Raw genomic sequence first — 23,051 nt, 5'->3', positions numbered from 1 at the left:
AACGTATGACAGATTTGACCACGCAAGATCTCGCTCAGCCTCTATGGCAAACCCGTGATCACCTTGATGACCCGGTGATCGGCGAGTTGCGTAACCGTTTTGGGCCGGATGCCTTCACTGTTCAGCCAACCCGTACCGGTATCCCGGTGGTGTGGGTGAAGCGTGAACAGATACTGGAAATTATCGAGTTCCTGCGTAAATTACCCAAGCCTTACGTCATGCTGTATGACCTGCATGGCGTGGATGAGCGTTTACGTACCCACCGTGCAGGCCTGCCTGCGGCGGATTTCTCCGTTTTCTACCACCTGCTGTCGATTGAACGCAACCGCGACATCATGCTCAAGGTGGCACTCTCAGAAAACGACATGCATCTGCCGACCATTACCCGTCTTTTCCCGAATGCCAACTGGTATGAGCGTGAAACCTGGGAAATGTTTGGTATCACCTTTGATGGCCACCCGCATCTGACGCGCATCATGATGCCGTCGACCTGGGAAGGTCATCCGCTGCGTAAAGATTACCCGGCGCGTGCCACTGAATTCGATCCTTTCACGCTGACCAGGCAGAAAGAAGATTTAGAGATGGAGGCGCTGACCTTTAAGCCTGAAGACTGGGGTATGAAACGTAGTACCACTAACGAAGACTTCATGTTCCTGAACCTCGGGCCTAACCACCCGTCGGCGCACGGTGCGTTCCGCATCATTCTGCAGCTGGATGGTGAAGAGATTGTCGACTGCGTGCCTGACATCGGTTATCACCACCGTGGTGCTGAAAAGATGGGCGAGCGTCAGTCGTGGCACAGCTACATTCCTTACACTGACCGCATCGAGTACCTCGGCGGCTGCGTAAACGAGATGCCGTACGTACTGGCGGTGGAAAAACTGGCCGGTATCGTGGTGCCCGATCGCGTTAACGTGATCCGCGTGATGCTCTCTGAGCTGTTCCGCATCAACAGCCACCTGCTTTATATCTCCACCTTTATTCAGGACGTCGGGGCCATGACGCCGGTGTTCTTTGCCTTTACCGACCGTCAGAAAATCTATGACGTGGTTGAGGCGATTACCGGTTTCCGTATGCACCCGGCGTGGTTCCGTATCGGTGGCGTCGCGCATGACCTGCCGCGAGGCTGGGAACGTCTGCTGCGTGACTTCCTCGACTGGATGCCAAAGCGTCTTAAAGAGTATGACAAAGCGGCACTGCGCAACAGCGTACTTATTGGCCGCTCCAAAGGCGTTGCCGCTTACAACATGGAAGAGGCGCTGGCGTGGGGCACTACCGGTGCTGGTCTGCGTGCGACAGGTCTCGACTTTGACGTACGTAAATGGCGTCCATACTCCGGCTACGAAAACTTCGATTTTGAAATCCCGGTTGGCGACGGCGTCAGCGATGCTTACAGCCGCGTCATGCTGAAAATGGAAGAGATGTGGCAATCGCTGCGCATTCTTGAGCAGTGTCTCAACAACATGCCAGAGGGGCCGTTTAAAGCGGATCATCCGCTGACCACGCCGCCACCTAAAGAGCGCACGCTGCAGCACATTGAAACGCTGATCACACACTTCCTGCAGGTGTCGTGGGGGCCGGTTATGCCTGCCAATGAATCGTTCCAGATGATTGAAGCGACGAAAGGGATCAACAGCTACTACCTGACCAGCGATGGCAGCACCATGAGCTACCGCACCCGCGTGCGTACGCCGAGCTTCCCGCATCTGCAGCAGATTCCTTCCGTAATCCGTGGCAGCCTGGTATCCGACCTGATCGTATATCTGGGTAGTATCGATTTTGTTATGTCAGACGTGGACCGCTAATTATGCACGATCAACACATTGCCATTAAAACGATCGACCCTAACGAGGTCTTCGTGCTGAGCGCGGAAGAGCATCACGCTATTGAGCACGAAAAACACCATTACGAAGACGCGCGTGCAGCCTCAATTGAAGCGCTGAAGATCGTGCAGAAACAGCGCGGCTGGGTGCCGGACGGTGCAATCAACGCGATTGCCGAAGTCCTGGGTATCCCGGCAAGTGATGTTGAAGGTGTGGCGACATTTTACAGCCAGATCTTCCGTCAGCCGGTGGGTCGTCATGTGATCCGTTACTGTGACAGCGTGGTCTGTCATATCACCGGTTATCAGGGCATCCAGTCAGCACTGGAACAGCAACTGAATATCAAACCGGGTCAGACCACGGCTGATGGCCGCTTTACGCTGCTGCCAACCTGCTGTCTGGGCAACTGCGACAAGGGCCCAACGATGATGGTGGATGAAGACACGCATGTGCATCTGACGCCGGAAGGCATCCCTGGTTTACTGGAGCAGTATCAATGACAATTAAACAGATCATTCGTACTGCTGAAACCCATCCGCTGACCTGGCGGATGCGTGACGACAAGCAACCTGTCTGGCTTGATGAATACCGCAGCAAAAACGGCTATGCCGGTGCGGAAAAAGCGCTGAAAAGCATGTCGCAGGATGAAATCGTCGCAGCAGTGAAAGATTCCGGCCTGAAAGGGCGCGGCGGTGCAGGCTTCTCTACCGGTCTGAAGTGGAGCCTGATGCCGAAAGATGAGTCGATGAACATCCGCTACCTGCTGTGTAACGCTGATGAGATGGAGCCGGGCACCTATAAAGACCGCCTGCTGATGGAGCAGATGCCTCACCAGCTGGTGGAAGGAATGCTGATCAGCGCCTTTGCGCTGAAGGCTTACCGTGGCTATATCTTCTTACGTGGCGAATACATTGAAGCCGCGGTGCATCTGCGTCGTGCGATTGCTGAAGCGACGGAAGCGGGCTATATCGGTAAAAATATTCTGGGTACCGGCTTCGACTTTGAGCTGATTGTTCACACCGGCGCAGGTCGTTATATCTGCGGCGAAGAGACGGCACTGATTAACTCACTGGAAGGCCGTCGTGCTAACCCGCGTTCCAAGCCGCCATTTCCGGCGAGTGCGGGCGCGTGGGGCAAACCGACCTGCGTGAACAACGTGGAAACCCTCTCCAACGTCCCGGCGATTCTGGCCAATGGCGTCGAGTGGTACAAAAACATCTCTAAAAGCGAAGATGCCGGTACCAAAATGATGGGCTTCTCCGGACGGGTGAAAAATCCTGGCGTCTGGGAGCTGCCATTCGGTATCACCGCGCGTGAAATTCTTGAAGATTATGCGGGCGGCATGCGTGACGGGCTGAAGTTCAAAGCCTGGCAGCCTGGCGGCGCAGGAACCGACTTCCTGACCGACCAGCACCTGGATCTGCCGATGGAATTTGCCAGCATTGGTAAAGCGGGCAGCCGTCTGGGCACCGCACTGGCGATGGCGGTCGATCACGAAATCAATATGGTTTCGCTGGTGCGTAACCTGGAAGAGTTCTTTGCCCGTGAGTCGTGTGGCTGGTGTACGCCGTGTCGCGATGGCCTGCCGTGGAGCGTGAAAATTTTGCGTGCGCTGGAGCAGAAACAGGGTCAGCCAGGGGATATCGAAACCTTACTGCAACTCTGCCGTCAGCTTGGCCCGGGTAAAACCTTCTGCGCGCATGCGCCGGGTGCGGTTGAGCCGCTACAGAGTGCGATTAAATATTTCCGTGAAGAGTTTGAAGCTGGCATGGCACCGCAGGTGTTTGGCAATACCCGCGCTATTGGTGGGATCCAGCCAAACCTGCTGAAAGCGCGCTGGTAATTCACCGCATCACACGGAACAGGCCTGGTGCCGCCGCCCCGACAATGTCGTGCGTCGGGGCAAGAATATGATTAACGCTCGTCTCTGACGAGCCTTACGGAAGCATGTCACTATGGCTACAATTCATGTAGACGGTAAAGAGTATGATGTGAACGGAGCGGACAACCTGCTACAGGCGTGTCTCTCTCTGGGCCTTGATATTCCTTACTTTTGCTGGCATCCGGCGCTGGGAAGCGTTGGGGCCTGCCGCCAGTGTGCGGTAAAGCAATTCCAGAATGCCGAAGATACCCGCGGCCGTCTTGTCATGTCCTGCATGACGCCGGCCTCTGACGGCACATTCATCTCCATCGATGATGGCGAAGCGAAAGAGTTCCGCGAAAGCGTGGTGGAGTGGCTGATGACCAACCACCCGCACGACTGCCCGGTGTGTGAAGAGGGCGGTAACTGTCACCTGCAGGATATGACAGTGATGACCGGCCACAGCTTCCGTCGCTATCGCTTCACTAAGCGTACTCACCGTAATCAGGATCTCGGCCCGTTCATCTCTCATGAGATGAACCGCTGTATCGCCTGTTACCGCTGCGTGCGCTACTACAAAGATTATGCCGATGGCAAAGATCTGGGTGTCTACGGCGCGCACGACAACGTCTACTTCGGTCGCCCGGAAGATGGCACGCTGGAGAGCGAATTCTCCGGCAACCTGGTTGAAATTTGCCCGACCGGCGTCTTCACCGATAAAACGCACTCCGAACGCTATAACCGTAAATGGGATATGCAGTTTGCACCGAGCATCTGTCAGCAGTGCAGCGTCGGCTGTAACACCAGCCCGGGTGAGCGTTATGGTGAGTTACGCCGTATTGAAAACCGCTATAACGGTACCGTAAACCACTACTTCCTGTGTGACCGTGGCCGCTTTGGCTATGGCTACGTGAACCGCAAAGATCGCCCACGTCAGCCGATGCTGCTGCGCGGCAACGACTGGGTCACGCTGAACGCAGAGCAGGCGGTCAACGCCGGAGCAGATTTGCTGCGTCAGGCGAAGAAAGTGATCGGTATTGGCTCGCCGCGCGCCAGCATTGAAAGTAACTTCGCCCTTCGTGAACTGGTGGGTGCAGAGAACTTCTCAACCGGCATGCCAGCGGATGAGCAGGCCCGTCTTGAACTCATGCTGAAAGTCCTGCGCGAGGGCGGAATCTATACGCCATCGCTACGTGAAATTGAAAGCTACGATGCGGTGCTGGTACTGGGTGAAGACCTGACACAGGTGGGTGCTCGTGTGGCACTCTCTGTGCGCCAGGCAGTAAAAGGCAAAGCGCGTGATATGGCCGCTGCGCAGAAAGTCGCAGACTGGCAGATCGCCGCCATCATGAACATCGGTCAGAACGCGAAACATCCGCTGTTTGTTACGCACGTTGATGAAACCCGTCTGGATGATATCGCGGCATGGAGCTATCGTGCACCGGTTGAAGATCAGGCGCGCCTCGGCTTCGCTATCGCCAGTGCGCTGGATGAATCTGCGCCTGCAGTCACCGATTTCGACAGCAAACTCAGCGGGAAAATGGATGTTGTCGTTCAGGCGCTGGCCGGCGCGAAAAAGCCATTAATTATCTCCGGAACTCACTCAGGCAGCAGCGCAGTCATTGAAGCCGCTGCTAACGTGGCGAAAGCCCTCAAGGCACGTGGTGCAGATGTCGGCATTACCCTGCTGGCGGGTCACGCGAACAGCATCGGGCTGGGCATGATTGGCGGCAATCCGCTGGAGCAGGCGCTGGAGCAGCTGAGCAACGGTGAAGCTGATGCCCTGGTAGTGCTGGAAAATGACCTTTATCGCCATGCGCCGAAAGCGCTGGTGGATGCGGCGCTGGCTCAGACCACTAACGTGATTGTGGTGGATCATCAGCGTACCCCAACGCTGGAGAAAGCGGGTCTGGTGCTCTCAACCGCCAGCTTCGCCGAAAGCGACGGTACCTCAATTAACCATGAAGGCCGCGCTCAGCGTTTCTTCCAGGTTTATGATCCTGCTTATTACGACAACAACATTGTGATGCTGGAGAGCTGGCGCTGGCTGCATTCACTGCACAGCACGCTGGAAAGCCGCCATGTGGACTGGACGCAGCTCGATCACGTGATCGATGCGGTAGTCACCCGTCTGCCACAGCTCGCGGGTATTAAAGAAGCCGCACCTGACGCCAGCTTCCGCATTCGCGGACAGAAACTGTCGCGTTCACCGCACCGTGCCAGTGGCCGTACCGCGGCGCGCGCGAATATCAGCGTGCACGAACCGCGTCAGCCGCAGGATCAGGACACGATGTTCGCCTTCTCAATGGAAGGGAACAATCAGCCAGGCGCACCGCGTTCACAGATTCCGTTTGCCTGGGCACCAGGCTGGAACTCACCACAGGCGTGGAACAAATTCCAGGCGGAAGTGGGCGGCAAACTGCGTCATGGCGATCCGGGCGTGCGCCTGTTTGAAGCCAGCTCGAGTGAGTTGCCGTGGTTTACGACCGTACCAAAAGCCTTTGTCAGTGATGCACAGTGGCGCGTGGCGCCTCTTCACCGGTTGTTCGGCAGCGAAGAGATGTCACAGCGTTCACCGGTCTTCCAGCAGCGTATGGCTGAGCCTGCGCTGGTGATAAACCCGGAGGATGCGGCGAAGCTGGGCGTCAACAATGGTGCGGCGGTGGAGTTCAGCTGTGCCGGAGAGACAGTGCGTCTGCCGGTCCGTTTCTCGGCGTCACTGCAGGCGGGACAGATTGGTCTGCCGCTGGGAATGCCGGGCGTTCCACCATTCCTGGCGAACGGTAAAATCGACACTCTGCAGGAGGCAGCGCAATGAGCTGGTTAACACCGGACGTGATCGACATTCTGCTGGCCATTGTTAAAGCCATCGTGATTCTGCTGGTGGTGGTGGCCTGCGGCGCGTTCATGAGCTTCGCTGAGCGTCGTCTGCTCGGCCTGTTCCAGAACCGTTATGGGCCAAACCGCGTAGGCTGGGGCGGTTCGCTCCAGCTGGTGGCGGACATGATCAAAATGTTCTTCAAAGAGGACTGGGTTCCGCCGTTTACCGACCGCTTTATCTTTACCCTTGCGCCGGTTATCGCCTTTGTTTCACTGCTACTGGCCTTTGCTATCGTGCCGGTTTCGCCAACCTGGATGGTAACAGACCTGAATATCGGTCTGCTGTTCTTCCTGATGATGGCGGGCCTTGCGGTCTACGCAGTGCTGTTTGCCGGCTGGTCGAGTAATAACAAATACTCGCTGCTGGGTGCGATGCGCGCCTCGGCACAGACCCTGAGCTATGAAGTGTTCCTGGGGCTGTCGCTGATGGGTGTGGTAGCGCAGGCGGGCTCGTTCAATATGAACGATATCGTCAACAGCCAGACGCATCTGTGGAACATCATTCCGCAGTTCTTCGGCTTCGTGACCTTCTGTATTGCGGGCGTGGCGGTGTGTCACCGTCATCCGTTTGACCAGCCAGAAGCGGAGCAGGAACTGGCGGACGGCTACCACATTGAATATGCCGGTATGAAGTTCGGTCTGTTCTTTGTTGGCGAATATGTGGCGATTACCACCGTTTCAGCGCTGATCGTAACGCTGTTCTTTGGTGGCTGGCACGGCCCATTCCTGCCGCCGTTCATCTGGTTCGCCCTGAAAACGGCGTTCTTTATGATGATGTTCATCCTGATTCGTGCTGCGCTTCCGCGTCCGCGCTACGACCAGGTGCTGTCATTCGGCTGGAAAGTGTGTCTGCCGTTGACGCTGTTGAACCTGCTGGCGACTGCCGCAGTGATTCTCTACACAGCGCCGTAAGGGGTTAACAAATGACTTTGAAAGATATTGTCGTAGGCTTTGGCACGACAGTTCGCAGTATCTGGCTGATCGGGCTGCACGCCTTCGCCAAACGTGAAACTCAGATGTATCCGGAAGAGCCGGTTTATCTGCCACCACGCTATCGTGGCCGTATCGTGTTAACCCGCGATCCGGATGGTCAGGAGCGTTGCGTCGCCTGTAACCTGTGTGCGGTTGCCTGTCCGGTTGGCTGTATCTCGCTGCAGAAAGCAGAAACCAAAGATGGCCGCTGGTACCCGGAGTTCTTCCGAATCAACTTCTCACGCTGCATCTTCTGCGGCATGTGTGAAGAAGCCTGTCCGACCACGGCGATTCAGCTGACTCCCGATTTCGAACTGGGTGAGTTTAAGCGTCAGGATCTGGTGTATGAGAAGGACGATCTGCTGATTTCGGGGCCGGGTAAATATCCGGAGTACAACTTCTACCGCATGGCAGGTATGGCGATTGACGGTAAAGATAAGGGCGAAGCAGAAAACGAAGCGAAGCCTATCGACGTCAAAGGCTTATTACCTTAAGGAGCAAGGCATGGAATTTGCGTTTTATCTTTGCGGACTGGTGGCGGTGCTGACGACGTTGCGCGTCATTACCCACACTAATCCGGTACATGCATTGCTGTACCTGATCGTTTCGCTGTTATCGATCGCGGGCGTCTTCTTCTCAATGGGAGCCTATTTTGCCGGTGCGCTGGAGATCATCGTTTACGCCGGGGCCATCATGGTGCTGTTCGTCTTCGTGGTCATGATGCTGAACCTGGGCAAACAGACTGAGAAGCAGGAGCGTGAGTGGCTCAGTCCGTCGCTGTGGATTGGTCCGGGCATCGTTTCGTTACTACTGCTGGTGGTAATGATCTACGCCATTCTGACGGCGAATGACCAGGGCATTGATGGCACCATCATCGACGCTAAAGCGGTCGGCATCAGCCTGTTTGGTCCTTACGTACTGGCGGTCGAACTGGCCTCTATGCTGCTGCTGGCGGGTCTGGTCGTGGCGTTCCATATCGGTCGTGAAGAGCGTCAGGGCGAAGTCCTGAGTAACCGCAATGCTGATGCCGCTCAGGTGAAAAAGGAGAACGCATGATCCCGTTACAACATGGATTGATTCTTGCTGCCGTGCTGTTTGTCCTTGGACTGACGTCGCTGGTGATACGCCGCAATCTGCTGTTTATGCTGATCGGCCTTGAAATCATGATCAACGCCGCCGCTTTAGCTCTGGTGGTTGCCGGGAGCTACTGGGGTCAGGCCGATGGACAGGTGATGTATATCCTGGCGATCAGCCTGGCGGCAGCGGAAGCCAGTATTGGTCTGGCACTGCTGCTTCAGCTCTATCGTCGTCGTCAGACGCTGAACATTGATACTGTGAGCGAGATGCGCGGATGAATCTTCTCTATTTAACTGTCTTGTTTCCGCTGATCGGCTTTCTGCTGTTAGCGTTTTCCCGCGGTCGCTGGTCTGAGAACCTGTCGGCCACGGTAGGTATGGGATCGGTGGGTCTGGCCGCACTGACGACGGCGTTGATCGGTTTCGAGTTCTTCGCCAGTGGTCAGCAAGCTTATACTCAGTCACTCTGGACCTGGATGCATGTCGGCAACTTCGACATGAAGGTGAACCTGACGCTGGATGGCCTGTCGCTGACCATGCTGTCGGTGGTGACCGGCGTCGGCTTCTTCATTCACATGTTTGCCTCCTGGTACATGCGTGGAGAAGAGGGCTACTCCCGCTTCTTCGCCTATACCAACCTGTTTATCGCCAGCATGGTTATTCTGGTGCTGGCCGATAACCTGATGCTGATGTATCTGGGCTGGGAAGGGGTAGGGCTCTGCTCTTATCTGCTGATCGGTTTCTACTACAGCAATCCGGAAAACGGTAAAGCGGCGATGAAAGCGTTCATCATCACCCGCGTGGGCGACGTCTTCCTGGCATTTGGCTTGTTCATTCTCTACAACGAGCTGGGCACGCTGAACTTCCGCGAGATGATGGAGCTGGCTCCTGCGCACTTTGCCGCAGATAACCATATGCTGCAGTGGGCAACGCTGATGCTGCTGGGTGGCGCGGTCGGTAAATCGGCACAGCTGCCGTTACAGACCTGGCTGGCAGATGCGATGGCCGGTCCGACACCGGTTTCAGCACTTATCCACGCCGCGACCATGGTGACGGCAGGTGTTTACCTGATTGCCCGCAGCCACGGTCTCTTCCTGCTGACGCCGGAAGTGCTGCATCTGGTCGGCATCATCGGGGCAATTACCCTGGTGCTGGCAGGCTTTGCCGCGCTGGTGCAGACCGACATCAAACGCGTTCTCGCTTACTCCACCATGAGCCAGATTGGCTATATGTTCCTGGCGCTGGGTGTTCAGGCGTGGGATGCGGCGATTTTCCATCTGATGACGCACGCCTTCTTTAAAGCGTTACTGTTCCTCTCTTCGGGTTCAGTGATTCTGGCCTGCCATCACGAACAGAACATCTTTAAAATGGGTGGCCTGCGTAAGAGCATTCCGCTGGTCTACACCTGCTTCCTGGTAGGCGGCGCGGCACTGGCGGCACTGCCGCTGATTACGGCGGGCTTCTACAGTAAAGATGAGATTCTGTTTGGCGCGCTGGCTAACGGTCACATCAATCTGATGGTCGCGGGTCTGGTGGGGGCGTTCCTGACCTCTATCTATACCTTCCGCATGATCTTCATTGTGTTCCATGGCGAAGAGAAAATTCATGCGCACGCAGGTAAAGGCATTACCCATCATCTGCCGCTGATTGTGCTGCTGCTGCTCTCCACCTTTATTGGTGCGCTGATCACGCCACCGCTGGCAGGTGTACTGCCAGCCAGCGAGTTCGGTGAAGCGGGCAAAGTGGGACTGGAAATCACCTCGGGCGTGGTCGCGATCGTTGGCATTCTGATCGCTGCCGCGCTGTGGCTGGGCAAACGTGAGCTGGTTACCCGCATTGCAAACAGTGCGCCAGGCCGTTTCTTCGGCACCTGGTGGTTTGCGGCCTGGGGCTTTGACTGGCTCTACGATAAAGTGTTCGTCAAACCTTACCTGGGTATTGCGTGGCTGCTGAAGCGCGATCCACTGAATGGTCTGATGAACCTGCCTGCGCTGCTGTCACGCATTGCCAACAAAGGCCTGGTGGTCAGTGAGAATGGCTACCTGCGCTGGTACGTTGCGTCAATGAGCGTGGGTGCCGTGCTGGTGCTGGCTCTGCTGCTGGTGATTTAAAGATTGATGAGCGGGGCAGGTTAGCTAATCTGCCCATTGAGAATGTCAAAAATTGTCCTGAGCAAGGGCGTTATCGTCGCGGCCAGTTTGGCTACCGCCAGCGCACAGCAACCGGAGCATACCGAGGTATGTGAGGATTGCGAGCACTATCGGGAAGCAAAATGGCAAGTAAGATAGCCCGAACTAAGACAAAGAAAAGGGAAGTGTGCCGTGTTATTACCTTGGCTAATTATCATACCCTTCGTCGGTGGTCTGATCTGCTGGCTCACTGAGCGCCTTGGCGCGAAGGTGCCACGCTGGATCGCGCTGATCACCATGGGGCTGACGTTGGCGCTTTCACTGCAACTCTGGTTGCAGGGAGGCTATTCACTGACGCAGGCAGCGGGTATTCCGCAGTGGCAGTCAAGTTTCTCCGTTCCGTGGATCCCACGCTTCGGCATCAGCTTCCATTTAGCCATTGATGGCCTGTCACTGCTGATGGTAGTGCTGACCGGTCTGCTCGGTCTGATGGCGGTGCTCTGTTCCTGGAATGAGATCTCAAAGTATCAGGGCTTCTTCCATCTGAACCTGATGTGGATTCTGGGCGGCGTAATCGGTGTGTTCCTTTCCATCGACCTGTTCCTGTTCTTCTTCTTCTGGGAAATGATGCTGGTGCCGATGTACTTCCTCATCGCGCTCTGGGGTCATAAAGCATCGGACGGCAAAACCCGTATCTCCGCCGCGACCAAATTCTTCATCTATACCCAGGCTTCAGGTCTGGTGATGCTGATTGCGATTCTGGGCCTGGTATTTGTTCACTACAACGCGACCGGCGTCTGGACATTCAACTACGAACAACTGCTACAGACACCAATGTCGAGCGGTGTTGAATATCTGCTGATGCTGGGCTTCTTTATCGCCTTTGCAGTCAAGATGCCGGTGGTGCCTTTGCACGGCTGGCTGCCGGATGCACACAGTCAGGCGCCAACAGCCGGTTCTGTCGACCTGGCGGGTATCCTGCTGAAAACCGCGGCTTACGGCTTACTGCGTTTCAGCCTGCCGCTGTTCCCGAACGCGTCAGCCGAGTTTGCGCCCATCGCCATGTGGTTAGGCATCATCGGTATCTTCTACGGTGCCTGGATGGCCTTCTCGCAGACCGATATCAAACGTCTGATTGCGTACACCTCGATTTCGCACATGGGCTTTGTGCTAATTGCCATCTACACCGGCAGCCAGCTGGCGCTGCAGGGTGCGGTGATTCAGATGATTGCGCACGGTCTCTCCGCTGCTGCACTCTTCATTCTGTGTGGTCAGTTGTATGAGCGTCTGCATACCCGTGATATGCGTCAGATGGGTGGCCTGTGGTCGCGCATCAAATGGATTCCGGGTCTGTCGCTGTTCTTTGCTGTCGCCAACCTCGGTATGCCGGGCACCGGTAACTTCGTCGGTGAATTTATGATTCTGACCGGCAGCTTCCAGGTGGTGCCGATGATTATTATCATCGCGACCTTTGGTCTGGTGTTCGCCTCCGTATACTCGCTGGTGATGATGCAGCGCGCTTACTACGGCGAAGCGAAATCGAAAGATCCGCTGCCAGGCATGTCACCGCGTGAGTTTATGACCATCGGTGTTCTGGTGGTGCTGCTGGTGCTGCTGGGCGTCTATCCACAGCCGATTCTGGATACTTCGCACGCTGCCATGAGCAATATTCAGCAGTGGTTTACCGCTTCAATTTCAACTACAAGGCCGTAATTCGCCATGACAATAACTCCTCACCAATTGATTGCGTTGCTACCGCTGTTAATCGTCGGATTGACGGTGGTGGTTGTGATGCTGTCCATTGCCTGGCGACGCAACCACTTCGTTAACGCCACGCTAACGGTAGTTGGCCTGAACCTGGCGCTGCTCTCGCTTTACTTTGTCGGTCAGGTCGGGGCGATGGATGTCACGCCGCTGCTGCGCGTCGATGGCTATTCGATGTTCTACACCGCGCTGGTAATGCTGGCGAGTCTGGCAACCTGCACCTTTGCCTATCCGTGGCTGGCAGGCTATCCCGACAACAAAGATGAGTTCTATCTGCTGGTGCTGATTGCGGCGCTCGGTGGCATCGTACTGGCCAGCGCTAACCATCTGGCCTCGCTGTTCATCGGCATTGAACTGCTGTCACTGCCGTTGTTTGGTCTGATTGGCTACGCTTTCCGCCAGAAACGTTCGCTGGAAGCGGCGCTGAAATATACCATTCTTTCTGCGGCGGCCTCATCGTTCCTGCTGTTTGGTATTGCACTGATCTACGCTGATTCCGGTAACCTGAGCTTTGTGGCGCTGGGTCAGAGCCTGACAGACAGTATGATCCACGAGCCACTGCTGCTGGTGGGTCTGGGCATGATGATCATCGGTCTGGGCTTTAAGCTCTCACTGGTGCCGTTCCACCTCTGGACGCCCGATGTCTATCAGGGTGCGCCTGCGCCGGTTTCAACCTTCCTGGCCACTGCCAGCAAGATTGCCATCTTCGGTGTCATCATGCGTCTGTTCATGTATGCGCCGGTGACCGACAGCGAAGCGGTGCGCACGGTGCTGGCCATGATCGCCTTCGTGTCGATTCTGTTCGGTAACCTGATGGCGATTTCGCAGAGCAACATCAAGCGTCTGCTGGGCTACTCCTCTATCGCCCATCTCGGTTATCTGCTGGTCGCGCTGATTGCGGTGAAAGATCATCAGCTGTCGCTGGAAACCTCGGGTGTATACCTGGCGGGTTATCTGTTCAGCAGCCTGGGTGCCTTTGGTGTGGTGAGCCTGATGTCCAGCCCGTATCGTGGCCCGGATGCCGACTCGCTCTACTCCTATCGTGGTCTGTTCTGGCATCGTCCTATCCTGTCAGCCGTGATGACGGTGATGATGTTGTCGCTGGCGGGTATCCCGATGACGCTGGGCTTTATCGGTAAATTCTACGTTATCGCATCAGGTGTGAGTGCGCACCTGTGGTGGCTGACCGGAGCTGTGGTTGCGGGTAGTGCGATTGGCCTCTACTACTATCTGCGCGTGACGGTGAGTCTCTATCTCAGTCCGCCGGAACTGCATACCCGTGATACCCCGGCTAACTGGGCATTTACGGCTGGTGGTGTGGTCGTGCTGATCTCCGCCATTCTGGTGCTGCTGTTAGGGGTTTATCCGCAGCCGCTGATCAGACTGGTGCAGATGGCACAGCCACTGATGTAAGCAGCTGACTGCAAGTGATGAATCAGGCCTTCGGGCCTGATTTTTTTTGCCTGTCAGACGCCGTGACCAGCAGGTGCTGGCGACACCACACTGATGTAGAGTGTGTGGTTTAAAGGAGAGACGATGAACCTTGACTGGCAGGATAAACATCATAGTGAACTCACCGCCCCGGAACTCTATGCGCTGCTGGCGTTGCGCAGCGCCGTGTTCGTAGTCGAACAGCAGTGTGCTTACCTTGATGTGGATGGCAAAGATTTGGAGGCGGAAAACCGGCATCTGCTGGGCATGGCGGATGACCAGCTGGTGGCCTATGCGCGCCTTCTCTCTCCGATTGATGAAAACAGCCCGGTAAAAATTGGACGGGTAATTGTATCAGATCGGGTTCGCGGTGCGCGGCTGGGCAATCGTCTGATGGAGCAGGCGATCAGCAGCTGTCAGCAGCACTGGCCGGGTCGTGACATGTTTCTCTCCGCTCAGGCGCATCTGGAAAACTTCTATGAGCAGCATGGATTTGTGGCGACAGGGGAGAGTTATCTGGAAGATGGTATCCCACACGTCGATATGCTGAAGAAGGCGCCGTAAAAACGCGAGGCCGGAGCCTCGTCTCATACAGCTGACAAACTCAAATCAGGGTGCAACTGGCAGCGATGGATTAGTTCAATACGCAGGGAATATGGTCAGAAGAGGAAAGCGTCCCGCGCCATGGACGGCGCAGGCCCAGCGAGGCAGGGATTGGCGTAAGCGACTTTCCGATCTGACCATGTTTCCTGCACTGGCTTGGTCTCACAGCTAACCGGGCCACACTTTGTCATTAATCTCAGGCGAGGCCTGAGCCTCGCCTGTTTACATCAACCCACCGTCATCTGGCGGTCATCAACATATTTGCGCTGATCCGGCGCAGGCGGGAAATACTGATAAAGCCAGGTTTCACTCAGCGTCTCATCCTTGCTGCGCAGGAACAGACGCATCTCAACCGGCTGGGTGGAATCGCTGTTCGGATACCAGTCAAACAGGATGCGGTAACCCTTGAGCGGATCGACATACAGAATTTCAACCTGCTTCACACTGCCCGATGAGACAGTAATCACCGGCTCAATGCCTTTCGGCGCAGCGGCCTGCAGATCACCACCAATAAAATCGATGGCGAAGCGACGGCACCAGGTTTCAGGGAAGTGCTCGCCAGGCGCCCAGCCTTCCGGGAAGCCACCGATACCGGTACGGGTAGCATCCACGCGCGCCAGACCGCTTCGTACTGGCGGCAGACCACTCCAGTAAAGCTTGTAGGAGAAGTTCAGCTCGCTGCCCGCTTTGACTGGTTCAGCCGGTTGCCAGAAGCAGACCACGTTATCCAGCGTTTCACCGGTTGTCGGGATCTCCATCAGGTTGATCGCGCCTTTGCCCCACTTGCCGACCGGCTCAACCCACAGGCTCGGACGTTTGTCATACCAGCCGATCACATCCTGATAATCTTTGAAGTCGTGATTCAGCTGCAGCAGGCCAAAGCCACGCGGATTCTCATCTTCATAGGCGTTGAACTGCAGACGCTGCGGATTATTCAGCGGGCGGGCAATCCATTCGCCTTTACCGGTCCACATCGCCAGACGGTCGGAGTCATGGATCTGCGGATGGTAGGTATTGCACATGCGACGCTCGTTGGTACCACAGCTGAACATGCTGGTCATCGGTGAGATGCCGATCTGACGGATCTCTTTACGGGCAAACAGGTGGTTTTCTACTTCCATCACCACACGTTTCTCTTCGCAGTGGATGATGAACTTATAGGCACCGGTAAGGCTGGCACCATCCAGCAGGGCGTAACAGGTGAAGGTGGTATCTTCCGCCTTTGGCGTTTCAAACCAGAAGGCAGTGAAGTCCGGAAACTCTTCCTGACCGTTGCTGAAAGTGTTAATCGCCACACCACGCGCCGAGAGACCGTACTGGAAGGTATCGTCCACGGCACGGAAGTAGCTTGCGCCGAGGAAAGAGACGATGTCGCGACGGGTCAGCTCCGGCTTTTTAAAGGCGCGGAAACCGGCGAAGCCGAGGTCAGTTTTGCCCTCCAGCTGCTTTGTATCAACGTGCGCATTGTTGTAGTTGAACAGCTCGGGGCGGAAATGAATCTCGCGCGCCTCGCGGCTTGCGCCATCAACAGAGAACATACGGATGCGACGCTTAAAGCCCATACCGACATGGAAGAACTGCACATCCAGCTGACGGTCGGGCAGGTTATTCCACAGCGAGTGATTAGCGTCATACTGAATTTCGTTGTACGCCTGCGGGGTCAGTGTAGCCAGCGTCTCCGGCAACGCGCCTGGCGCACCGCCCCAGGGTTTTTTCGCCAGCGCGGCCGCATTTTTCTTCAGTACGTCAAAATCGAAGCGTACGGCGGTGCCGTCAGCAATGCCATCTTCTGCCCATGCTGATTGCGCAAACAGCGTTGACAGGCCGGTCATGCCGCTGACGGCGGAGAAGGCCATTGACGCTTTCATAAACATTCTTCGATTCATGCCAGAGATCATTCCTTAGCTGTTCGAGGGTGTCGTGACTGTCGTGCAAAATGCACTTTCATGGCCCGATAATCACAGGCAACAGAGGGGTACGACAGTAGGGTTACTGGAAAATTCAGTCCCGACAAAATTTATCAGATTAATCAAAGAAGCGAAGCGAAATTCGGTGGTTGCCGTGGCGTCTTACATTTCTTTGCGCAGCGAAACGGCGCACCGCCTGAACTGAGCAACTTTAGCAGATGAAAAATCAGGTGATTCCTGGAGCAGGAAAACAGCAGAGCGCCAGATTATGACTATAGTTAATGAACTGCTTTGCAATTCACACGGAGGAAATGATGGTAAATCAGACAAATCAATTCGAATCGGGCCTCGATGACGATATTGCGTTACTGACCGAAACCCTTGAAGAAGTGCTTAAGGCATCAGGCGATCCGGCCGATCAGAAGTATATTGAGCTAAAAAGCAAAGCTGAACAGGCGCTGAACGATGTGAAATCCCGTGTCAGCCAGGCGTCAGATAGTTACTACTATCGCGCTAAACAGGCGGCTTACCGCGCTGACGATTACGTGCATGAAAAACCGTGGCAGGGCGTCGGTATTGGTGCAACTGCCGGTCTGGTGCTTGGTCTGCTGCTGGCGCGTCGCTAATCGCGACCTGCTCACACAGTTGTAGCAGACAAACGTAGTAAAAAACGGCGGGGAAATCCCGCCGTTTTTGTGGGTCTCTCACTATCCTGAATACTCTCATCTGAGTCATACAATCCTGCTCCACCCTCTGACTTTCAGGCGCTACGTGCTGCCTCCGCCGCAACAATCATAATCGCGGGTAATGCCGATTGTGTTTCCCGGGTGGACTTCATACAGTAAAGCAAACGTGAAAAGGAGGATCCGATGTGATTAGAATAGAGATGCTGTCAACCGGGGATGAGGTGCTGCATGGCCAAATCGTCGACACCAATGCAGCCTGGCTGGCGGATACGTTGTTCCAGCAGGGTTTACCCATGACCAGTCGCACCACGGTAGGCGATTCACTCGAGTCGCTGATCGCCACGCTGCAGGCGCGCAGTCATGAGGCCGATGTGCTGATAGTCAATGGCGGCCTGGGGCCAACCAGTGACGATCTCAGCGCGCTGGCTGCCGCGCATGCCTGTGGCGTAGAACTGGCAATGCAGCAGGACTGGCTGGAACAGATGGAAGCCTGGTTCGCCAGTCGCGGACGGATAATGGCGGCCAGCAATCGCAAACAGGCTGAAATTCCGGCCAATGCGGAGCTGATTGATAATCCCGTCGGAACCGCCTGTGGTTTTGCCCTGCAACTTAATCGCTGCTGGATGTTCTTCACGCCTGGCGTGCCGTCTGAATTTAAAGTGATGGTGGAGCAGCAGATCATTCTCCGCCTGAAAGCCAAATTCTCGCCCCCCGAGCCGCCGGTTTGCCTGCGACTGACGACCTTTGGTCGCGGTGAAAGCGATATTGCCGCTGAACTGGAGCCGCTGGCGTTGCCGGAAGGCGTGGTGATGGGGTATCGCTCATCGATGCCGATTATTGAGATCAAACTTACCGGCCCGGCCAGTCAGCGGGTAGCGATGGAGCAGGTGTGGCAGCAGGTGCGTCTGCTGCTGGCGGAGTGCACCATTTTTGAAGGCACCGAAGGCCTGCCGGCCCTGCTGGCCCGCGAGCTGGAGCAGCGCGGTGAACAACTGGCGGTCAGCGAGCAATACACCGCCGGTCTGCTTTACTGGCAGCTGGCTACCGCCAGCGTGCCATTGCGTGGTGCTGACATTCTGCCACCACAGCAGGAGACGCTGGAGCAACAGGTGAACCGCACTCGTGATTTTGCCGCGCAGCAGCAGGCAGCGCTGGCACTCTCTGTTGGCAGCCTGGAGCAGGAGGAGATTTCGGTGGCGTTGCATACGCCGGATGGCAGCTTTGGTCAGCGCGTGAAGTTCAGTACCGGTCGCCATAATCTGGAGACGCGGCAGAAGGTGGTGGCAATGATGGCGATGAATATGCTGCGCCGCTGGTTGCACGGCAGTGAAGTCAGCACCGGTCACGGCTGGATTGATGTGGTTGAAACTGTCAGACAGTAATATCAGTGAAAATAAAACGGGCGCCTGAGGCGCCCGTCTTGTATGTGACTGCGAATTAACCCCATACAGCGTCATTCTCGCAGCAATAAATTAGCTCAAAGCGCAGGGAACACGGGCAGAGGAGGAAAGCGTCCCGCGCCTGGGACTAAAACGCCAGGCGTTTTTGAACAACGCAACGCGTTGGTCCGGCTACGGGCGCACCTCAGGGATGAGGTGCGTACTAAAAACGCCGGGAGCGTTTTTGAACAACGCAACGCGTTGGCCCGGCTACGGGCGCACCTCAGGGATGAGGTGCGTAATCGCGCGGGACGAGCTGTCAGGGATGACGCTTTTTGCGTCTTTCCGATCTGACCGTGTTCCCTAAGCTGACTCGATCTCACAGCAAATCAAGCCAGACTTATTCCACCTCAGTTATAACTCCAGCTCAATCTCGCCTTTGGCTTTGCAGCAGCAGGGCAGGATCTCATCCTGCTGCACAAAGGCCAGCGGCCGCTGTGGATAATGCACTTCGCCTTTCAGCAGCCGCATCCGGCAGGAGCCGCAGTAACCTTCGCGGCACTGAAACTCCACGCAGAGATTGTTGGCTTCCAGCAGCGTCAGCAGATTGGTATGCTCGTCTGTGCATTCCAGCCGGGTGCCGGAACTGCGCAGAATAACAACGTCACGGCTCATGATTAAAGCTGGAAGTCGTCGAAGTCGTTAGCGCCCACTTCAGAGTCGATCTGACCGACCAGGTAAGAGCTCACTTCCACTTCCTGCGGCGCGACCTGAACGTTATCAGACACCAGCCACGAGTTGATCCAGGGAATCGGGTTAGAGCGCGTCTGGAAGGGCAGGTCAAGACCCACCGCCTGCATACGGATATTGGTGATGTACTCAATATACTGGCAGAGAATGTCTTTGTTCAGGCCGATCATAGAGCCGCCGCTGAACAGATATTCTGCCCACTCTTTCTCCTGCAGCGCCGCCTTCTTAAACAGCTCGAAGCACTCTTCACGGCACTCTGCTGCAATCTCTTTCATCTCTGGATCGTCTTCACCGCTGCGCAGCAGGTTCAGCATATGCTGAGTGCCGGTCAGGTGCAGCGCTTCATCGCGAGCAATCAGTTTGATGATTTTGGCGTTACCTTCCATCAGCTCACGCTCAGCAAAAGCGAATGAACAGGCGAAGCTGACATAGAAACGGATTGCTTCCAGCGCATTGACGCTCATCAGGCAAATATAGAGCTGCTTCTTCAGGGCGCGCAGGCTGACCACAACCTGCTTGCCGTTGACCTGATGCGTGCCTTCGCCCAGCTGATGCCAGTAGTTAGTCATCTCAATCAGGTCGTCGTAATAACGTGAGATATCCTGGGCACGCGCCAGGATCTGTTCATTGGTAACGATATCGTCAAACACTACCGCCGGATCGTTAACGATGTTACGGATGATATGGGTGTATGAACGAGAGTGAATCGTCTCAGAGAACGCCCAGGTTTCAATCCAGGTTTCCAGCTCAGGAATTGAGATCAGCGGCAGCAGGGCAACGTTCGGGCTGCGACCCTGAATCGAATCCAGCAGCGTCTGATACTTCAGGTTGCTGATGAAGATATGCTTTTCGTGATCCGGCAGTGCCTGGTAGTCGATACGGTCGCGTGAGACATCCACCTCTTCCGGACGCCAGAAGAAGGAGAGCTGCTTTTCGATCAGCTTTTCAAAGATGTCATATTTCTGCTGATCGAAGCGCGCCACGTTGACGGACTGACCGAAAAACATCGGCTCTTTCAGCTGATCATTTTTGTTCTGTGAGAAAGTAGAGTAAGCCATAAAAGTTGTCCAAAAGTAGACGAAGCCAGGCCTCGTGAAATGAATGAGGCGGGAGAGTCTCCCGCCTGACCATTAGATCTTACAGGCGCCGCTCTCGCAGCCATCATCCTGGATAGAAGGTGCCAGGTCATCCTGCGCATCTTCCGCACCGTCACGGGTGTTCTGATAGTAGAGCGTTTTCACGCCGAACTTGTACGCCGTCAGCAGATCTTTCAGCAGCTGTTTCATCGGCACTTTACCGTTGGCAAAGCGTGACGGATCGTAGTTGGTGTTGGACGAAATGGCCTGGTCGATGAATTTCTGCATCAGACCCACCAGTTGCAGGTAGCCATCGTTGTTAGGCATTTCCCACAGCAGCTCGTACTGATCTTTCAGACGCTCGTACTCCGGCACCACCTGACGCAGGATGCCATCTTTTGATGCTTTGATGCTGATGTGGCCACGTGGCGGCTCAATGCCATTGGTGGCATTGGAGATCTGCGACGAGGTTTCAGACGGCATCAGCGCGGACAGGGTCGAGTTGCGCAGGCCGTGCGTCTTGATCTCTTCACGCAGGCTCTCCCAGTCGAGATGCAGCGGTTCGTTGCTGATCGCGTCCAGGTCTTTCTTATAGGTATCGATCGGCAGAATGCCCTGTGCATAGGTAGTTTCATTGAACCACGGGCAGGCACCTTGCTCTTTCGCCAGCTCGTTTGACGCTTTCAGCAGGTAGTACTGAATCGCTTCAAACGTTTTGTGGGTCAGGCCATTAGCGCTGCCATCGGAGTAGCGCACACCGTGCTTCGCCAGATAGTAAGCGTAGTTGATGACGCCAATGCCCAGGGTACGACGACCCATGGCACCACGCTGTGCAGCCGGAATCGGGTAGTCCTGATAGTCGAGCAGGGCATCAAGGGCACGCACCGCCAGGGTAGCCAGCTCTTCCAAATCGTCGAGGCTTTCAATGGCGCCAAGGTTGAACGCAGAGAGCGTACACAGGGCGATCTCACCATTTTCGTCGTTAACATCTTCCAGCGGTTTGGTCGGCAGGGCGATTTCCAGGCAGAGGTTAGACTGGCGAACCGGCGCGATGCGCGGATCAAACGGGCTGTGAGTGTTGCAGTGATCGACGTTCTGAATGTAGATACGGCCAGTTGAAGCACGTTCCTGCATCATCAGCGAGAAGAGATCGACCGCTTTAACACGCTGCTGACGGATGCTCTTATCCTGCTCATATTTGGTGTAAAGGCGCTCAAACTCATCCTGATCGGCGAAGAACGCGTCATACAGGCCAGGCACGTCAGACGGGCTGAACAGGGTGATGTCTTCGCCTTTCAGCAGGCGCTGATACATCAGCTTGTTGAGCTGAACGCCATAGTCCATGTGACGCACGCGGTTACCTTCAACACCACGGTTGTTTTTCAGCACCAGCAGACTTTCGATTTCGAGATGCCACATCGGGTAGAACAGCGTCGCTGCGCCGCCACGTACGCCGCCCTGAGAACAGGACTTCACTGCGGTCTGGAAATGCTTATAGAACGGAATACAGCCGGTGTGGAACGCTTCACCGCCGCGAATCGGGCTGCCCAGCGCACGGATACGACCGGCGTTGATGCCGATACCGGCACGCTGAGAGACATATTTCACAATTGCACTGGAGGTGGCGTTGATGGAGTCCAGGCTGTCGCCGCACTCGATCAGCACACAGGAACTGAACTGACGCGTCGGGGTACGCACGCCCGACATGATTGGCGTCGGCAGTGAGATTTTAAACGTGGAGATCGCATCATAGAAACGCTTGATGTAATCCATACGCGTGTCGCGCGGATAGCCAGAGAAGAGGCAGGCAGCGACCAGAATGTAGAGGAACTGCGCGCTCTCGTAAATTTCACCCGAGACGCGGTTCTGGACCAGATATTTGCCTTCCAGCTGCTTTACCGCTGCGTAGGAGAAGTTCATGTCACGCCAGTGGTCGAGAAACTCGTCCATCTGCGCGAACTCTTCCTGGCTGTAATCTTCCAGCAGGTGGCGATCATATTTGCCCATGTCGACCATCTTAACGACCTGGTCATAAAGCTTCGGCGGCTCAAACTGACCATACGCTTTTTTACGCAGGTGGAAGATTGCCAGGCGGGCAGCCAGGTACTGATAGTCAGGGGCATCGCGAGAGATGAGGTCTGCTGCGGCCTTGATGATGGTCTCATGAATGTCAGAGGTTCTGATGCCATCATAGAACTGAATATGGGAGCGCAGCTCCACCTGTGACACTGAGACGTTGTTCAGCCCTTCAGCTGCCCAGTCCAGCACACGGTGAATTTTGTCGAGATCAATGCGCTCCTGGCGGCCATCGCGTTTAGTAACGAGCAGACTCTGGTTCATGTCGCGTTTTTACCTTTGCGTGAGTATCCAAAAATTAAAAGAAATCCCGGTTTATACACAGCCTATTCATTGTGAATAATGTGTGGATAAACACTACATCTAGGGGGTGATGAGAAAAGTCATAACTACATGGGGGCATATTTTAGTATTTTACGGCCGCTTAACAAGAGCAAAAAATGATGGCTGGAGGGGTTGTAATTCTTGCGAAATTTCTTAGCCCACGCCTTGTAAGGCCTGGCAACATGTCAACCAGATCACACTTTTTTTTCTAACTTTGATCGGACGCGTATTTCTTATTCAATCCTCCCTTTTCGGCCCTGCAGGGGAGGAAAAAAAGCGAAAAGAGACTACGTGCATGGGCCGTTGCAAGATGA

18 protein-coding genes are annotated in these 23,051 nt (G+C 55.4%); 14 read left to right on the top strand and 4 right to left on the bottom strand.

The genetic code is table 11. From position 1 onward, the window contains the following. Positions 1-5: 5 nt before the first annotated feature. The 12 genes from nuoC to AC6I8J_RS12895 all read left to right on the top strand — a co-directional run bounded on the left by nuoC (position 6) and on the right by AC6I8J_RS12895 (position 14,500). A complete protein-coding gene (gene nuoC, locus AC6I8J_RS12950) occupies positions 6-1,805 on the top strand; it encodes an NADH-quinone oxidoreductase subunit C/D (RefSeq protein ID WP_161733368.1) in 1,800 nt (599 codons plus the stop codon). A gap of 2 nt (positions 1,806-1,807) precedes the next feature. Then, positions 1,808-2,323, top strand: a complete 516-nt coding sequence (gene nuoE, locus AC6I8J_RS12945; protein ID WP_010258066.1) for an NADH-quinone oxidoreductase subunit NuoE — start codon at positions 1,808-1,810, stop codon at positions 2,321-2,323. 2 nt (positions 2,324-2,325) lie between these two features. Then, complete coding sequence (gene nuoF / locus AC6I8J_RS12940; RefSeq protein ID WP_029519446.1) at positions 2,326-3,666, top strand: NADH-quinone oxidoreductase subunit NuoF; 1,341 nt, start codon at positions 2,326-2,328, stop codon at positions 3,664-3,666. A 112-nt stretch (positions 3,667-3,778) separates the two neighbouring features. Beyond that, the gene (nuoG, locus tag AC6I8J_RS12935; RefSeq protein WP_161733366.1) at positions 3,779-6,502 is read left to right on the top strand and encodes an NADH-quinone oxidoreductase subunit NuoG; all 2,724 of its coding nucleotides are present in this window, start codon (positions 3,779-3,781) and stop codon (positions 6,500-6,502) included. Beyond that, on the top strand, positions 6,499-7,476 hold the full coding sequence (gene nuoH / locus AC6I8J_RS12930; protein WP_003854240.1) for an NADH-quinone oxidoreductase subunit NuoH: 978 nt from the start codon (positions 6,499-6,501) through the stop codon (positions 7,474-7,476). Before nuoG ends, nuoH begins: the two co-directional genes overlap by 4 nt. An 11-nt stretch (positions 7,477-7,487) precedes the next feature. Continuing rightward, the gene (gene nuoI / locus AC6I8J_RS12925; protein WP_003854239.1) at positions 7,488-8,030 is read left to right on the top strand and encodes an NADH-quinone oxidoreductase subunit NuoI; all 543 of its coding nucleotides are present in this window, start codon (positions 7,488-7,490) and stop codon (positions 8,028-8,030) included. Between the two features lie 10 nt (positions 8,031-8,040). Beyond that, a complete protein-coding gene (gene nuoJ, locus AC6I8J_RS12920) occupies positions 8,041-8,592 on the top strand; it encodes an NADH-quinone oxidoreductase subunit J (protein ID WP_003854237.1) in 552 nt (183 codons plus the stop codon). Further along, entirely contained in the window at positions 8,589-8,891 is a 303-nt protein-coding gene (gene nuoK, locus AC6I8J_RS12915; protein WP_003854236.1) for an NADH-quinone oxidoreductase subunit NuoK, read from the top strand. Before nuoJ ends, nuoK begins: the two co-directional genes overlap by 4 nt. After that, the gene (gene nuoL / locus AC6I8J_RS12910; protein ID WP_161733364.1) at positions 8,888-10,723 is read left to right on the top strand and encodes an NADH-quinone oxidoreductase subunit L; all 1,836 of its coding nucleotides are present in this window, start codon (positions 8,888-8,890) and stop codon (positions 10,721-10,723) included. The genes nuoK and nuoL overlap by 4 nt, the downstream gene beginning before the upstream one ends. A gap of 210 nt (positions 10,724-10,933) precedes the next feature. Then, a complete protein-coding gene (gene nuoM / locus AC6I8J_RS12905) occupies positions 10,934-12,454 on the top strand; it encodes an NADH-quinone oxidoreductase subunit M (RefSeq protein WP_161733362.1) in 1,521 nt (506 codons plus the stop codon). A 6-nt stretch (positions 12,455-12,460) separates the two neighbouring features. Next, on the top strand, positions 12,461-13,918 hold the full coding sequence (nuoN, locus tag AC6I8J_RS12900) for an NADH-quinone oxidoreductase subunit NuoN (RefSeq protein ID WP_003854230.1): 1,458 nt from the start codon (positions 12,461-12,463) through the stop codon (positions 13,916-13,918). Between the two features lie 123 nt (positions 13,919-14,041). Continuing rightward, a complete protein-coding gene (locus AC6I8J_RS12895) occupies positions 14,042-14,500 on the top strand; it encodes a GNAT family N-acetyltransferase (RefSeq protein WP_285088281.1) in 459 nt (152 codons plus the stop codon). A 266-nt stretch (positions 14,501-14,766) separates the two neighbouring features. Here AC6I8J_RS12895 and AC6I8J_RS12890 read toward each other — a convergent pair whose 3' ends face one another. Beyond that, entirely contained in the window at positions 14,767-16,425 is a 1,659-nt protein-coding gene (locus AC6I8J_RS12890; RefSeq protein WP_253419408.1) for a glucan biosynthesis protein D, read from the bottom strand. Between the two features lie 335 nt (positions 16,426-16,760). Between AC6I8J_RS12890 and elaB the strand changes: the two genes are divergently transcribed. Together elaB and AC6I8J_RS12880 are read left to right on the top strand one after the other, a co-directional pair. Beyond that, the gene (elaB, locus tag AC6I8J_RS12885) at positions 16,761-17,072 is read left to right on the top strand and encodes a stress response protein ElaB (protein WP_003854223.1); all 312 of its coding nucleotides are present in this window, start codon (positions 16,761-16,763) and stop codon (positions 17,070-17,072) included. Positions 17,073-17,317: 245 nt separating this feature from the next. Continuing rightward, positions 17,318-18,514, top strand: coding sequence for a nicotinamide mononucleotide deamidase-related protein YfaY (locus AC6I8J_RS12880; protein ID WP_497825444.1), 1,197 nt, complete (start codon positions 17,318-17,320; stop codon positions 18,512-18,514). Between the two features lie 411 nt (positions 18,515-18,925). On the opposite strand, the gene yfaE is transcribed toward AC6I8J_RS12880, so the two are convergent. From yfaE to nrdA, 3 genes are all read right to left on the bottom strand, one after another. Then, positions 18,926-19,186 (bottom strand): class I ribonucleotide reductase maintenance protein YfaE, encoded by a 261-nt coding sequence (yfaE, locus tag AC6I8J_RS12875; RefSeq protein WP_010258095.1) that lies wholly within the window; start codon positions 19,184-19,186, stop codon positions 18,926-18,928. A 2-nt stretch (positions 19,187-19,188) separates the two neighbouring features. Next, a complete protein-coding gene (gene nrdB / locus AC6I8J_RS12870) occupies positions 19,189-20,319 on the bottom strand; it encodes a class Ia ribonucleoside-diphosphate reductase subunit beta (RefSeq protein WP_161733354.1) in 1,131 nt (376 codons plus the stop codon). Positions 20,320-20,391: 72 nt separating this feature from the next. After that, positions 20,392-22,677: a class 1a ribonucleoside-diphosphate reductase subunit alpha gene (gene nrdA, locus AC6I8J_RS12865; protein ID WP_013358562.1), complete on the bottom strand. Its 2,286-nt coding sequence runs from the start codon at positions 22,675-22,677 to the stop codon at positions 20,392-20,394. Between the last annotated feature and the right edge of the window lie 374 nt (positions 22,678-23,051).

Source organism: Pantoea sp. X-Soil-ISGK-355, from assembly GCF_059730805.1.
This window is presented reverse-complemented; position numbering and strand designations above follow the sequence as displayed.

Bases quoted from the DNA above. Each gene is read 5' to 3' on its own strand.
- nuoC (WP_161733368.1), top strand. From the start codon at position 6: ATGACAGATTTGACCACGCAAGATCTCGCTCAGCCTCTATGGCAAACC.
- nuoE (WP_010258066.1), top strand. From the start codon at position 1,808: ATGCACGATCAACACATTGCCATTAAAACGATCGACCCTAACGAGGTC.
- nuoG (WP_161733366.1), top strand. From the start codon at position 3,779: ATGGCTACAATTCATGTAGACGGTAAAGAGTATGATGTGAACGGAGCG.
- nuoH (WP_003854240.1), top strand. From the start codon at position 6,499: ATGAGCTGGTTAACACCGGACGTGATCGACATTCTGCTGGCCATTGTT.
- nuoI (WP_003854239.1), top strand. From the start codon at position 7,488: ATGACTTTGAAAGATATTGTCGTAGGCTTTGGCACGACAGTTCGCAGT.
- nuoJ (WP_003854237.1), top strand. From the start codon at position 8,041: ATGGAATTTGCGTTTTATCTTTGCGGACTGGTGGCGGTGCTGACGACG.
- nuoK (WP_003854236.1), top strand. From the start codon at position 8,589: ATGATCCCGTTACAACATGGATTGATTCTTGCTGCCGTGCTGTTTGTC.
- nuoL (WP_161733364.1), top strand. From the start codon at position 8,888: ATGAATCTTCTCTATTTAACTGTCTTGTTTCCGCTGATCGGCTTTCTG.
- nuoN (WP_003854230.1), top strand. From the start codon at position 12,461: ATGACAATAACTCCTCACCAATTGATTGCGTTGCTACCGCTGTTAATC.
- AC6I8J_RS12895 (WP_285088281.1), top strand. From the start codon at position 14,042: ATGAACCTTGACTGGCAGGATAAACATCATAGTGAACTCACCGCCCCG.
- AC6I8J_RS12890 (WP_253419408.1), bottom strand. From the start codon at position 16,425: ATGAATCGAAGAATGTTTATGAAAGCGTCAATGGCCTTCTCCGCCGTC.
- elaB (WP_003854223.1), top strand. From the start codon at position 16,761: ATGGTAAATCAGACAAATCAATTCGAATCGGGCCTCGATGACGATATT.
- yfaE (WP_010258095.1), bottom strand. From the start codon at position 19,186: ATGAGCCGTGACGTTGTTATTCTGCGCAGTTCCGGCACCCGGCTGGAA.
- nrdB (WP_161733354.1), bottom strand. From the start codon at position 20,319: ATGGCTTACTCTACTTTCTCACAGAACAAAAATGATCAGCTGAAAGAG.
- nrdA (WP_013358562.1), bottom strand. From the start codon at position 22,677: ATGAACCAGAGTCTGCTCGTTACTAAACGCGATGGCCGCCAGGAGCGC.